The sequence below is a fragment of the Rhodococcus sp. NyZ502 genome (assembly GCF_041464245.1).
Taxonomy (GTDB): Bacteria; Actinomycetota; Actinomycetes; order Mycobacteriales; family Mycobacteriaceae; genus Rhodococcus_F; species Rhodococcus_F qingshengii.
In genome coordinates this window covers 6,020,524-6,033,295 of record NZ_CP167155.1, presented here as the reverse complement: position 1 = coordinate 6,033,295, position 12,772 = coordinate 6,020,524, and the positions used below count along the sequence as shown (strand labels likewise).

10 protein-coding genes and 2 pseudogenes are annotated in these 12,772 nt (G+C 61.7%); 6 read left to right on the top strand and 6 right to left on the bottom strand.

The annotated features are described in order from the left end of the window. Window positions 1–78 precede the first annotated feature (78 nt). Window positions 79–375, top strand: coding sequence for a putative quinol monooxygenase (locus ACBG85_RS27995; protein WP_020971354.1), 297 nt, complete (start codon window positions 79–81; stop codon window positions 373–375). 1,467 nt (window positions 376–1,842) lie between these two features. On the opposite strand, the gene ACBG85_RS27990 is transcribed toward ACBG85_RS27995, so the two are convergent. Then, window positions 1,843–3,288, bottom strand: coding sequence for an MFS transporter (locus ACBG85_RS27990; protein ID WP_197486166.1), 1,446 nt, complete (start codon window positions 3,286–3,288; stop codon window positions 1,843–1,845). A gap of 119 nt (window positions 3,289–3,407) precedes the next feature. Here ACBG85_RS27990 and ACBG85_RS27985 point away from each other — a divergent pair, with 119 nt between their 5' ends. The 3 genes and pseudogenes from ACBG85_RS27985 to ACBG85_RS27975 form a co-directional block, all read left to right on the top strand. Next, entirely contained in the window at window positions 3,408–4,334 is a 927-nt protein-coding gene (locus ACBG85_RS27985; protein WP_064074381.1) for a LacI family DNA-binding transcriptional regulator, read from the top strand. 270 nt (window positions 4,335–4,604) lie between these two features. Further along, window positions 4,605–5,063 (top strand): annotated as a pseudogene (locus ACBG85_RS27980) (IS110 family transposase); the annotation flags it as partial. Window positions 5,064–5,228: 165 nt separating this feature from the next. Continuing rightward, window positions 5,229–5,732 (top strand): annotated as a pseudogene (locus ACBG85_RS27975) (transposase); the annotation flags it as partial. Here ACBG85_RS27975 and ACBG85_RS27970 read toward each other — a convergent pair. Continuing rightward, entirely contained in the window at window positions 5,709–6,347 is a 639-nt protein-coding gene (locus ACBG85_RS27970; RefSeq protein ID WP_372025622.1) for a cysteine hydrolase family protein, read from the bottom strand. The pseudogene ACBG85_RS27975 and the gene ACBG85_RS27970 sit on opposite strands and share 24 nt — an antisense overlap. A gap of 950 nt (window positions 6,348–7,297) precedes the next feature. Here ACBG85_RS27970 and ACBG85_RS27965 point away from each other — a divergent pair. Then, window positions 7,298–7,912, top strand: coding sequence for a class I SAM-dependent methyltransferase (locus ACBG85_RS27965; protein ID WP_064074416.1), 615 nt, complete (start codon window positions 7,298–7,300; stop codon window positions 7,910–7,912). Then, window positions 7,896–8,603, top strand: a complete 708-nt coding sequence (locus tag ACBG85_RS27960) for a DedA family protein (RefSeq protein WP_064074382.1) — start codon at window positions 7,896–7,898, stop codon at window positions 8,601–8,603. Before ACBG85_RS27965 ends, ACBG85_RS27960 begins: the two co-directional genes overlap by 17 nt. A 499-nt stretch (window positions 8,604–9,102) precedes the next feature. On the opposite strand, the gene ACBG85_RS27955 is transcribed toward ACBG85_RS27960, so the two are convergent. From ACBG85_RS27955 to ACBG85_RS27940, 4 genes are all read right to left on the bottom strand, one after another. After that, the gene (locus ACBG85_RS27955; protein ID WP_372025620.1) at window positions 9,103–10,077 is read right to left on the bottom strand and encodes an alpha/beta hydrolase; all 975 of its coding nucleotides are present in this window, start codon (window positions 10,075–10,077) and stop codon (window positions 9,103–9,105) included. A gap of 300 nt (window positions 10,078–10,377) precedes the next feature. After that, complete coding sequence (locus ACBG85_RS27950) at window positions 10,378–11,133, bottom strand: alpha/beta fold hydrolase (protein ID WP_267933022.1); 756 nt, start codon at window positions 11,131–11,133, stop codon at window positions 10,378–10,380. Between the two features lie 68 nt (window positions 11,134–11,201). Then, window positions 11,202–11,639, bottom strand: coding sequence for a nitroreductase/quinone reductase family protein (locus tag ACBG85_RS27945; RefSeq protein WP_054800725.1), 438 nt, complete (start codon window positions 11,637–11,639; stop codon window positions 11,202–11,204). Window positions 11,640–11,734: 95 nt separating this feature from the next. Next, a complete protein-coding gene (locus tag ACBG85_RS27940) occupies window positions 11,735–12,706 on the bottom strand; it encodes an NAD(P)H-quinone oxidoreductase (RefSeq protein ID WP_063316933.1) in 972 nt (323 codons plus the stop codon). Window positions 12,707–12,772 lie beyond the last annotated feature (66 nt).

The following is a 12,772-nucleotide window of genomic DNA, read 5'->3' as shown; positions in this document are numbered from 1 at the left end:
TGGGTCTGGGTACCTTCCATTAACCGATGGATGGTGTGATGCTTGACAGTGTTCACCACCTCGAAGAGGAGATCCGATATGGCCACCAAGGCGCTGCTGGTCCGACTTGAAGCGAAGCCCGGCAAGGAAGAAGCGGTCGAGGAATTCCTCCGATCGGCACTGCCGCTCGTCGAGCAGGAGCCCGGCACGAAACCCTGGTTCGCGGTGCGGTTCGGGCCCTCGTCGTTCGGCATCATCGACGCATTCCCGGACCAAGCTGCCCGCGAGACACATCTCAATGGTCCGGTCGGCAAGGCCCTCGGCGAACGCGCCGACGAACTCTTCGCTGCGCCGCCCGAAATCAGCTACCTCGACGTTCTCGCTGAAAAAGTCTGAACAGCCGACTGGAAAATGTCTTGTCGATGGCGGTCACATTCGGTTGTGAATACAGTTGTGCCACAGCCATACCCGAATCACGGTAGCTTTGCCGGCGTGTGCGGCTGTGGCGTACTGTCCGTCGCTCGCTTCGGCCCAGGTATCGGTAGATCACGAGCAGGGCACTCAGTCGAGCCAACTCGCTACCCGTGTAGGAAGAGCAGTTCAAACTCGTTTTATTGCAAAGTGTTTCGAGTTTGAAGTGACCTGCCTGGAGTGAAGTAGGACTCCTTGTTCTTGGAGGAGGGCTTAGTGGAGCACCACGGATCATCGAGCAAGGACGATTGGTGCTAGTCCTGTTGGAAAAGATGGTCGTAGACGATGGCAGAGGCCCTCGTTGAGGTCCCGGATGCGGTTGACGGCGAAAATTTCTGCAGTCGCTGCGATGCCGATGGCCCGGAATCGCTTTCTTCCCAGCGTCATTCATAGGTACTGACTGCAAGCCCGATTTCGATCGGGAAGGTGAAGACTCCCCACTACACGGCCGGTCGCCAGTGAACTGTCGATCCACCCGGCGATCGGTCCGGCCAGGATGAGACCACTTGCGATCGAGTACGTCATCATACCCGGCGGCGAAACCGATGAGTTCGACCTGCCGCAGTTCGTTCGTGTTCTTGTTGAGCGCATCGAAACCCTAAGCGAAGGATTGGATTTCGGATGGCTGTTTCAGGTTTGAAAGGCGGTGATGACACGTCCATGCGGGGTTGGCGTCGGAGCGGTGTGAGCTCCGATTTCGGTGGGCTGAATATTGTTGCAGTCGTGATATTTTCGTCGTTCTCTTTGGTTGTTTACGGATTGGTGTGTTGCCGAACACATCATGATGTCGTTGTCGCAAAGCGTCAGTGTTTGTTTCGTTACATCAGCGACAGCTGAGCTTGGATACGACATGGACGATCTTTGCGGGCAAATGTGTTCGGGTGAGTGGTGCCCTCAGGGGTGCTTGGAAGGCTAGGGGAAGTCGCGGTCACATTCGTTGTCGTCGAACCATGGCGATGGTTACCTGTGGGTTCGCTGCCAGGGTTGTCGGAAGGTGCGGCGTAGCTGGCAGCTGTGGTACCCATGGTTTTCGTCCGCTCGCGGTGGAGGATTAAAGTCTGTGCCGATGTCCAGGCCCTCGTCTCTGCCCCGGATCCGGTTGACGGCGAGGATGTGCGCGGTCGTCCGATCCCGGCGGTTTGAAATCGCTTTCCTCCTTGCACCACCCGTGGGTACTACGTGAAAGGCCGATTCCGATGAGTTCGACCTGCCGTGGCACTTTCGTGTTCTTGGCGGACACTCGACACTCTGTGTGAAGGGGTTGGTTTCAGGCCGTTTTTTCGTGTTCGACGCGTCTGCTGGGCCCTGAGTCCCGAGCCGCGTTATCTCTCCTGCATGGTGGGCCGGCGCTCCACGTCGGGTAAATGTGGAGCGCCGGTCCGGGCAGAACCCTCAGAGATGGTTCGTGGGATTGGCGGAACTGCGGGAAGCGACTAAACAGCCGGTGGCAGCGATGGCCAGTAAGACTGCTGTCAGGATCAATGCGGTATGAAACGCGGCCGCCGGATTGGCGCCGCCATTGACCCGGATCGCGAAGACGGCACCGAGAACGGCCGGTCCGAGTGCCCCGCCGTACTGCCTCATGGCGGTATTCGCGGCTGCAGCCATGCCTGCGAGGTGCCAAGGCACAGCGTTGATTGCTGCCGTTGATACCGAGGTCATCATGACAGCAACGGAAAAGCCGTAAATCGCAAGGCGCCACGCGAGGTCGGCAAACCCGGTCGACTCGTCGACTACGGTCAGGAGCAGCATTCCTACCGCAGCCAAAGCCAGTCCGCCCGCAAGGAGTGTCATTGCATTGAACCGATGCATCGTCAAGCCCACAAGAGGGTTGATCAGGGCGCCGATGCCGGTGACAAACAGTAGCCGCCAGCCTATTTCGAGCGGCGAGAGCTGCTGAACGGACCCAAGGAAGAGGCTGAGAAGGAACATGCTGCCGACAATCGAGAACAGTGCGATGAACGCTGAGAAGCCCGCTGCCGAGAACGTGGGCGCACGGAACAGCGCTAAATTCATCAGCGGCGTGGTGGCACGGAGTTCGATGATCACGAATGTAGCGAAGGCAACCGCTGCAACCCCGAGGCCGATTATCGCGTGAGGTGAGGTCCACCCGCTGGCGCCACCCTCGATGATGCCGTAGATCGAGGAAGCGATCGCGATCGTCGCCGAGATCTGTCCGGGCCAGTCCAGGTGACGACCTTTGGGTGACTGGGATTCAGGCAGTTTGGCGATCGCGAACATGCCCGCTCCGGCCGCCAGAACCGCAGTCGGAGCGAAGATCCATCCCCACTCTGCGAACTCCAGGATGCCGCCGGCCACCAGTGGCCCGAGTGCGAGGCCAAGCATCATTCCGGTAGCCCAGAGTCCGATGAACTTGCCACGCTCGCGAGGGTTGGGTACAGCGTGCCCGATGAGCGCGAGCGTGGTGGGCAGCAACATACCTGCGCCCAGCCCGGATACGGCTTGCCCGGCCCACAGGAGGTGAATAGTCGAGACGTCGGCCAAGGTTCCCGCGACTCCCGCGATGGCAGCTCCGAGGATCGTCAGCAGCATACCGATGAGGTAGATGCGTCGCCGTCCGTAGAGGTCGCCGAAGACTCCGGCTGACAGGACTGCGGCGGCCATGGGAATGACGTAGGAGTCGGAGACCCATTGGAGGTCTGAGGTACTGGCACCCGTGGCGTTGCCGATAGTGGTGAGCGCAACGGCGACAGCAGTGATCGGGACGTACGTGACGAACACGCCAAGCACGGCGAGACCGATGGTCATTTCCCGGCTGCGGTGCTCGTCGATAGTCCCAGGCATGTCTTCCGCATGCTCGGTGATGGATGACGACATTGGGGTGTGACTCCTTCTCGAATGTGCACTAAATCGATATAGTAAATCGATATAGTGAAAAGGTAACAGATGGGTCGGCCGCAGACCGATACAGTGAGGGCTGCCGATAGGAGCTGGAAATGCGAAGTACGACGCGGACGACCTTGCGTGACGTCGCTGCGGCCAGTGGGGTATCTGTGACCACTGTGAGTTTCGTGCTCAACAACAATCCGAAGCAGACCATCCCGATCGCCACGCGGGAGCGCGTCCAGCAAGCCGCGCGCGACCTCGGCTACGTGCCACACGGGACCGCTCGCGCTCTCCGCGAGGGGTCGTCGCGCATCGTCGTCCTCAACATCGCAATCGGACGAGAGAGCAACTATTCACGTAGCTACATTCGCGGCCTCGACGACGAACTCGCCGCCCACCAGCACGTTCTGCTTGTCAAATTCGGGCCCTCCTCCGCGGAATCGACCCGGCAGGTTGTCGACGCGATAACACCGCGGGCCGTCCTGACATTCGGGGAGGCATATCTGAACGGCAACGAACGCGACGACGGCAGTTGGACAGGAGGTCTGGCCGCGACTTCTGCGCTACAGATCAACCACCTGGCCAGCCGCGGCCACACCAACATCGCTATGGCACTGCCCAGTCATGGCACCGACCTGCGTGACGTCCGTCTACGGTTCGCACGCGAGTCCGCTGCAGCGCTCGACTTGGCACCGCTCACATCCTTCACGATGCCGTCACCGAGGGACGCCGGAACCGATGCACTGCAGGAGTTTCGCGCGTCCAACCCCACGGTGACAGCGGTCGCGGCTTTCGACGACGACGTCGCGCTGCGAACTCTGGCAGCCATGAGAGATCTGAAACTCACAGCGCCTCGCGACCTGGCTGTCATCGGGTTCGACGCCACCGAATACGGGGCACTCGCGACCCCACCACTGACAACCGTCCACACCGACGCCGAAGCCCACGGGCGTCTCGCAGCACGCGGTGCCCTCGGGATCGATATCTCGGACGTAGATCTCATTCCCGGGCGGGTCATTGTGAGAGCGACAGCGTGAGGTTCCGGAGTCGGGTATCGCTCTGCGGCGAGCATGATCCACTGCCGTGCTCTGGCGGATACCGGCCGTGGTACCGGTGGCGCTGATCGTGGTGGTCGCTCAGGCTGGCATGCGCAAGGTCCTATCACAGCAACTGACGCCGAGCAGAAGTTTGGGTACGTCGCCAAAGTTCGTTTGTGAGCGTCCGATCGGGCTGGGCAATCAGTCACAGCGCAGATCGGCGAGCGGTAGGTCCGGACGAAGGACTGCTCGATGGACACGAGTTAGGCCGTGCGTTTCGGCCTTGACGTGGGCAAATCTGACCACCACGCTGTAGGCCTCGACAACCAAGGGGCGCGTCTGTACGACGAAGCCCTGCCCAACGACGAAACCCGATTACGGGTGTGTTCGACCAACGTGCCACGCACGGACCGATCTTGATCGTGGTCGATCAGCCCAACACCATCGGCGCATTGGCCGGTCGCAGTGGCCTGCGGGTGCGTTCATCAGGTGGCCTACCCACCGGGGCTGTCGACGCGCCGGATAGCCGATCTGTATCCCGGCCAGGCCAAAACCGATGCCTGTGACGCGTTCATCAGCGCCGACAGTGCCCGAACGGTGCCGCACACCCTGTGCAGAGTCGACACCGGAGATGACACCCGCACCGAACTCGGCGTGCTCGCCGGTTTCGATGACGACCTGGCCGGCGAAGCCACTCGAATCAGCAACCGAATCCGAAGGCTGTTGACAGGCATTCGCCCAGCTCTCGAACGAGTGCTGGGCCCACGGATCACCCATCGGGCGGTGTTGGAGATCCTGTCTCGCTGCGGCGGCCCGGCCGGGCATATGCGCAGCGGGCTCCTGCAAACTGGCCGCGATCGCCACCAAACATGCGTCGCGTATGGGCGCTCGAAACTTGCGTGTTCATTGAAAGAGGTTCTTCAGCAACGCAATTCCATCGGCGACGACGTGGAGAGGATGCTCGATGACCACTCTCTTTCCCGGGTCCTGACCTCCGTGCAGGGGGTGGGAGTCAGGACCGGCGTAAGGATCCTGCTCGAAGTAGGCAATGGATCAGCATTCGCCTCCGCTGGCCACCTGGCCGCCTACGCCGGAATCGCACCTGCGACCCACCGGTCTGGGATCTCGATCCGCGGAGAACGCCCGCCCGGTCAGGTAACCGCAAACTCAAGCGCGCGCCGTTCCTCTCGGCTTTCGCTGTACGCCACGACCCGGCCACTGCATCTATTACGACCGAAAACGCGCCGACGGCAAGAACACAATGCAGCCTTGATTTGCCTGATCAGACGCCGCTGTGACGTCGTCTGCGCCATGCTCAAGAACAAGACCCTCTACCCGCACCAGTCCGATACGAAATCGCTGGAACGCGCGCCCTTATCTCGCGAGCAACGACGCTAGGACGTCGGTCGTCGTATTAAGGTTGACGCCGATACTTTCGAGATCGGTCAGCCGCTCGGAACTCGTCTGCGACACGGCATCGGTGACCAGCACCGTCCGAAAGTCTCGTTCGCTCGCGTCGAACAGAGTCGGTCGCGGGCAGTTCGGCAAATTGCATCCGGCCACGACAACAGTGTCACAATCCTGTCGGCGCAGGAGCGACTCCAGGTCGGTGCGATGAAATGCACTCCATCGTGGCTTGAACAGCACGATCTCGCACGGGCCGACGGTCTGTGTCTTTCCTGCGAGAAGCAATTCCGTGTCCAATCGGAACCCCTGCGGGAGAACACCTTCCGCGACTTGCGATCCGACCGTTTCCGGCGCGGCCACCTCGGCACCCGCTTCGATCACGTGGCGCCGCAATAGGTCGACATCCGAACTCCCTGGTGCGTACAAGCGAACTACGTGGACTACAGGACGTCCGGCACGCCGGAAGGCCTTCACCAGCGACGCGACGTTCGGCACGACGCCCGTCGTGCCCTGGATCGCTGCTTGCCCGTCGTCGAGAAAGTCGCGTTGCAGGTCGATGACGACCAGTGCAGAACGGTCCCATCTCGGCGTGATGTAGTCCGTCATGTATGCCCCTCCTGCGAGGATCTCAGCCAGGCTCATTCCGTCGATTGATCAGGCAGCCAGCGTAAACGACTGATCGCACGCACTACCGCAGCGACCCTCACCCAGCGGCGCAGCGTCCTCCGATCACCTGATCCACATCAGGATTGACCAGACATAGGGCACCCCCGGTCGGGGCAGAGAAAGGGGCAGGGGTGGCCTATGGGTTGTCGATCGCGTTCGCGTCGAGCACGTGACCCGACGGTCGCTGTCGTTGTCGAGCTGCCAGGGCTACTCGGCACGTGCACCGTAGAACCGTGCCGAGACCGATATCAAGCGGCGCGGGAAAGATCGACCGGACGGCGGCACTACACGGAGGAAATGCATACGGTCACACTACGACGACCAGGAACAAGGCCACGATGGGTGGAGGCGCGATTAATGCGTTGGCCGACTTCGATCTGTCGCTCGTTTCCGCTGAGGACGATGTAGCCGCGATTCGTGCGCGACTGGAAATGGGAGGCATTTTCCATCGTTGAAGTAATGTCGCAGCACGATGTGATGGCCGATTGGAACTGCCCAGTGCCGATAGCGGGAGAGTTGGGGGCGATGTTTGGCGGATCAGTCGGGGTCTGTCTTGCTCGGCGAGAGTGGGTGATCACCCGGGTTCCGCCGTGGGGGTGGTTCGTGATCGCGGCCGCATTTCCGGAGCGTCCGAATGCGTCACGTGCAGAACATATGTCACGACTTGTAGGGCCCTGGCTGCGAGCGAGTGGATTACAACGAGAGGCAGATGATGTTCGTCGTCAGCCTGAAGGCGTTGATAAATTCCGTTGCGACCCTTATGCGATGCCCCGAGTTGGCGATCCGATCCCTTAGGTATCGGCCCTTAGGTGTAAGCCCCGAGAGAATCTAGTGAAATTCAGCCCCGAGGGACGATGTGGGAGCGCATTGTTCTGAGGATCGTTGACGCGATGACATCGAACCAGAACAACAATTGGCAATTCGCGAAAGCCGTTCTCCGGAAGCCGTTTACCATCGGCGCGATCGCACCCAGTTCGGTGCCGGTCGCGGCGGAACTGGCAGCGGTGGTACCGAACGAGGGTGCGCCGGTGGTCGTGGAGTTGGGCCCCGGTACCGGATCGGTCTCCGATGCCATCTCCGCGCGGTTGCCCACAGGTGGTCGTCATATTGCGGTGGAGGTTGACGGCGATTTGGCGGCGCATCTGCGGCGCACGAGGCCGCGCGTCGAGACGATCTGGGGCGACGCTTGCGATCTGACCGGACTGTTGGACGCCGTCGGAGTGGATCGCGTCGACGCGATCGTCTGCGCCCTCCCGTGGTCGCTCATCGATGGAGAAAGACAGTGCGCGATTCTCGGTCAGATCGCGGAGGTCCTGATCCGTGACGGACACGTGAGTGTTCTGGCCTATCCCCACGCCCATTGGCTGCCGAGAGCCCGGGATTTTCGAATTGCGTTGCGCGGGAAGTTCACTGAGGTCGTGCGAAGCCCAGTGGTGTGGCGTAATGCGCCGCCCGCGGTGGTGTACCGATGCGGGCAGTCGATGTCTCGTGCGATTTCCCTCTGACTTTCTGACCGGCCTACCTCCGGTCTGGCTGTTGGTGATCAGTTCAGTCCTGATCACGGCGGAAGTGGGCACTCTGATCGGCGTCGTCCTTCCCGGCGTGACCGCGGTCCTAGCGCTCGGCTATCTCGGCAGTTCGGGCACCGTTCACCCGGTCGCAGCTTGTGTCGTGGCGATTGTCTGCGAGATCGGCGGAGGCCACCTTGCCTACGCCAAAGGTCGATACGCCCGCAGCACTCGAACATCCGGAAACATTCGTCGCAGTCTCAAATCTGTTGTGGACAAACATTTCAGCCGATCCAGCTCCTGGTCACGGTCGATCGAACTACGGGCGCTGGCCCTGGTGAAGCGGAGGGGTGCCTTGGCGATCGTGTTGTGTCAGTGGTTCGCCGGCGTCCGCACCGTGACACCACGGTTGGTGGGATCGGCTGGGATGAGCTATCGAAGGTTTGCCCTCGCGCAGGTTCCGTCAGCGGTGCTGTGGGTGTGCACGTGGATGTCGGTCGGGGCGGTGGCCGGAGCGACCTACGAGCGCATAGCGACCAGGGTCAGTGTGGTCGGTCTGGTGGTGTTGGCGGTGGTTCTGCTCGTCGTGTCGGTGTGGGCGACCGTACTCCGGCGCCGGCCCCCAAGGGATGGAGCGGGGACGCCGCCGAAGTTGACAGCGCGGACAGGCCCGACTGACAACGGATGACCCGGTCACCGGCGGCCGATCTCGCGACTTGGAGCTAGGTGGCCCATCAGGTTGGGGTTAGGTGTCCGACCTGATGGGCCGTGCGCGCCCACGTCTGGGGAGACGGGCGAGCAGTATCGGTGGCCCACCGCATTCGACCTCACGCCGAGATGACGCTGCGCTTGGGGCAATCGTAGCGAAAGCGTTGGCCGCGTTCGGCATCCCCCAGGATGCCTCGTCTCCCGCTCGCCGTTGTCCATCCCCTCGCTCATTCGATGGGGAGAGCGCGTGCTCCGCCGCACCACCCGCGAGACAACCCGCGTAAAGGATCCGGCCACGGTCTGTTCGAGACGATAAGTGCCTGTCGTCCGCCCCTGATGCCGGCTTGGCAGCAACATCTATTAGCGCGGTGTGCAGTGCAGTTGGCACCTCATCCGTACAGGTGGGGGTTGGTTTCTCTTGGAAACTGATCTAATTCCGTGCCGCCGCTGTCGCCTACCTGTCGTGGCTCGGACTTGTGTCAGCTGCCGTGCAGTGCGGCACGGAGTGCGTCCACGGCGAGGGTCCGTGCAACATTGGCAGCGCGGGTGTTTCGGAGGCTGTCGAGCAATAGGAAATCGTGAACCATTCCGGCCACGCGCACCGATGTCACGTCGACACCTGCCTCTCGGAGCTTATTCGCGTACTGCTCTCCTTCGTCCCGAAGGACATCGGCTTCGTCGGTGATGACCAACGTGGTCGGGAGTCCGGCGAGGTCCTCGAGGGAAGCCTGTAGCGGCGAGGCGTGCACTTCTGCGCGCTTCGCGGGGTCGGAGGTGTAGGCGTCCCAGAACCATTTCATGCCGTCGCGGGTGAGGTAGTAGCCTTCGGCGAACTGCAGGTAGGACGGAGTATCGAAGTCCGCGTTGGTGACTGGGTAGAGCAACACCTGTGCCTTGAGGTCGATACCTCCACGTTCTTTGTTCATGAGTGCAAAGACCGCAGACATGCATCCGCCGACGGACTCCCCGGTCACCGCGATGCGGGTAGAGTCCAGGCCGTGCTCGGCTCCGTGCTCGAGTATCCACTGCCCAACCGCGTAGTTCTGTTCGACTTGGGTCGGGTACTGGGCTTCGGGCGCGCGGTCGTAGACGGGAAATACTCCGGCAGCGTCGGCGCCTACCGCGAGTTCGCGAAACAGTCGATCGTGTGTCTTGTCGTCTCCGAAAACCCATCCGGCGCCGTGGATGTAGAACACCACCGGCAGTGGTCCGGTAGCGCCTTTCGGTCGAATGATGCGAGTGCGGACCGTTCCCCATTGGCCTGCATCGACGTCCACCCACTCTTCGTCGACGTCGGGTCGTGCGACGCCGTCGCCACTTTGTAGGTCCCGCAGTATCTTTCGTCCTTCTTCGGGTGGCACTTCGTAGATTCGGGGGTGGGGGTCGGTGGCCTCGCACAGCTCCTTCGCTGCCGGTTCGAGGTACGGAGTGAGCGGTGGTGGTAGTTCGGACATGTCAGCTGGCCTCTCGGGTGGGGGAACGATGGGACGAAGCAGGCGATGGTTGGTCTTTCGAAAACTCGGTCAAGAAGTGCCGGTACATTCGAAGGGAGGGTACCTGGCAGAAGTACGCAAACCCGCTGCATAGCAAGTAGTTTCGTGCTCCAGTTGCATCGGGTAGTAGTCGCTACTTCGACCCCGCACTGCCGACGAGCGATCGACGTTCGGTTGAATGTGTGCACCTCTCACATGACCTAAACATATTGCCTGTCGGGTCGTCAATGGATCGATGTTCGCGCGTGTCGGAGGCGACCGTCATGGCTTCTCCCACCAGGCAACGATGCGTGCGACCACCTGTGAACTTCCCCGGACCCATCTGACGTGATCGTTGCTCGCACCGGGCAAGACGTCGTCGTGCTCGTACTGCCATCGTGTCACCGCGCGTGTTTCGAACAGTTTCTCCGCGAAGATGTCCACCGATCGTGGTGGGGCCATGGCGTCCGATGCGAAACTGATGACGAGAGCGGGCGTCGCGATCGGCCGATCGGCTTTGTACGGTGGGTTGCCTGTGATGACCGTGCGGGCCCATTGCCGCATCAACGTGCGAGCGCCGGGGCCGCCGAAAGCCGGTGTCGGTACGTAGCCGAACAGTGTGGTGAGCAGCGGGACGGCTACTGCGCCCATGAGCAAGACGTGTAGCCCGCAGAATCGGTAGGTTCGATGGTGGGGGAGCGCAGCAGCTACGGTGACCATTGCCTCGACCGCCGGGTGGTTCAGTTGGTGTCCGGCGACGAGTTGACCGCCGAGACTGTGCCCGAGCAACAGGATTGGCTGCTCGGGATGATCCCTCCGCGCACAGGTAATTGCGTCCTCGATGTCGTCGATTTCGTCCTGGTAGGACCAATCGTGTCTGCGGTCGGCGCGGGGCTCGCCGCGTTCGGATCCTCGTCGTCGAATAGCATGGGCCTCCCACCCGTGCCGTGCGAACTCTGCGACCAGCGGTTCGTAGAAGTGCGACCCTATTGCCATCGCGGGCGCGATCAGGACAAGGGGAGCGCTCGAGCTGTGCAAGCGGTGACGAATCGGAGTGCACAACGGACGAGGTGGGCCTTCGTCTTGTGCTGCGTGGTGTTCGTTTCTCACAGTTGGCAGATCACCAGTGGTATTTCGCGCTGTGTTCGTCGTTGGTAGTCGGCGTAGCCTTTATAGGCAGCAACGACTTTGGTCCACAGTGCGGCTCGTTCTTCTGCGGACGCGGTGCGTGTGTGTACCGCGAAGCGTTCTCCGTCCATGACGAGTTCGGCGTCGGGGTGGGCCTGGAGGTTTTTATACCAGTCCGGATCGCGGTCGTCGCCGCCTTTCGACGCGACGAGCACGATCCAGTCCTTTTCTCGGACAGGGGTTGTCAGGTAACACGACCGCGGGAGTCCTGACGAGCGTCCGATCGTGTGCAGCTCGACGACCGGCATTCCGAAGGGTTTGGACAGCAGTCGCCCTCCACTGACGGTGAGCACGATTTTGTGCGCACCGTTCATCAGCTTGGCGCCGAGGTCTTTGACGGTGTCGGTGTTCGACATTTCTCATCCCTTCATGAAGGTGGTGAGGGTGATTCTGTGTGCGTGCGCGGTGGGTGCCCTGTGAGGGGTCATTCGCTCCAGTCGGTTGAGATCTGTCACGAACTCTGCGGCAGGAGAAGGACTTTTCCCACCGAGTCTTTCGATTCGAGCAACGCCTGCCCCTCGTCTGCATCGGCCAGGGGTAGCTTTGCCGAAATGATCGGTCGAATAAGCCCTTGTTCGATCAACGGCCACTCGTCAGTGGCGACGGCCGCAACGATCTCCGCCTTCGAGCCGGGGCCAGTCAGCGGGCGGTTGCGCACGTTGAGGCCGATGATTCGCGCACGTTTACCGATGAGTGCACCGACGTTCGCCTCACCGGTGAAGCCTCCCTGCATGCCGATGATCACCAGCCGACCTCCGACAGCGAGGGCGTCGATGTTGCGGCTGAGGTAGCTCCCACCCATGATGTCGAGGATGACGTCTACCTGGCCCGCCAGTTCGGCTGCGAAGTCCTGATCTCGGTAGTTGAGCACGATGTCGGCACCGAGGTCTCGGCAGCGCTGCGCCTTGGCCTCTGATCCGACGGTGACCGCGACGCGCGCCCCCAGCGCCTTGGCCACCTGAATGGCATGGGTTCCGATTCCGCTGCCGCCGCCGTGGACGAGAAGCAGATCGCCGGCTTGCAGGCCTGCGTCGGTGACGATCGTGGACCAGACGGTGCTCGCCACCTCGGGCAGAGCAGCGGAATCGATCAGAGTCACGCCTGCGGGTACAGGTAGTAACTGAGATGCGGGGACTACTGCGTATTCTGCGTACCCGCCTCCGGCGATCAGGGCACACACTTCGTGGCCCAGTGCCGGACCGTCGACGCCGGGACCAAGGGCGACGACGGTGCCGGAGATTTCGAGACCCATGATGTCGCTGATACCCTGCGGTGGCGGATAGAGTCCCTGCCGCTGCATCACGTCACCGCGGTTGATACCGGCGGCGGCAACGCGAATCAGGACCTCGCCAGGTGCGGGCGTTGGGGTCGGTACTTCCTCTACGACGAGGTTCTTCTTCTCGTCGACGACGATCGCTCGCATGGTGGGGGTGACGGTGCTCATCTTGCCTCTCCTGTGGTGGTAGTCGAAATCGGTTGGCAGGCGGTG

What these genes read in the sequence shown, in the direction of transcription:
- ACBG85_RS27995 (WP_020971354.1), top strand. Translation starts at nt 79, where the DNA reads ATGGCCACCAAGGCGCTGCTGGTCCGACTTGAAGCGAAGCCCGGCAAG.
- ACBG85_RS27990 (WP_197486166.1), bottom strand. Translation starts at nt 3,288, where the DNA reads ATGTCGTCATCCATCACCGAGCATGCGGAAGACATGCCTGGGACTATC.
- ACBG85_RS27985 (WP_064074381.1), top strand. Translation starts at nt 3,408, where the DNA reads ATGCGAAGTACGACGCGGACGACCTTGCGTGACGTCGCTGCGGCCAGT.
- ACBG85_RS27970 (WP_372025622.1), bottom strand. Translation starts at nt 6,347, where the DNA reads ATGACGGACTACATCACGCCGAGATGGGACCGTTCTGCACTGGTCGTC.
- ACBG85_RS27965 (WP_064074416.1), top strand. Translation starts at nt 7,298, where the DNA reads ATGACATCGAACCAGAACAACAATTGGCAATTCGCGAAAGCCGTTCTC.
- ACBG85_RS27955 (WP_372025620.1), bottom strand. Translation starts at nt 10,077, where the DNA reads ATGTCCGAACTACCACCACCGCTCACTCCGTACCTCGAACCGGCAGCG.
- ACBG85_RS27945 (WP_054800725.1), bottom strand. Translation starts at nt 11,639, where the DNA reads ATGTCGAACACCGACACCGTCAAAGACCTCGGCGCCAAGCTGATGAAC.
- ACBG85_RS27940 (WP_063316933.1), bottom strand. Translation starts at nt 12,706, where the DNA reads ATGCGAGCGATCGTCGTCGACGAGAAGAAGAACCTCGTCGTAGAGGAA.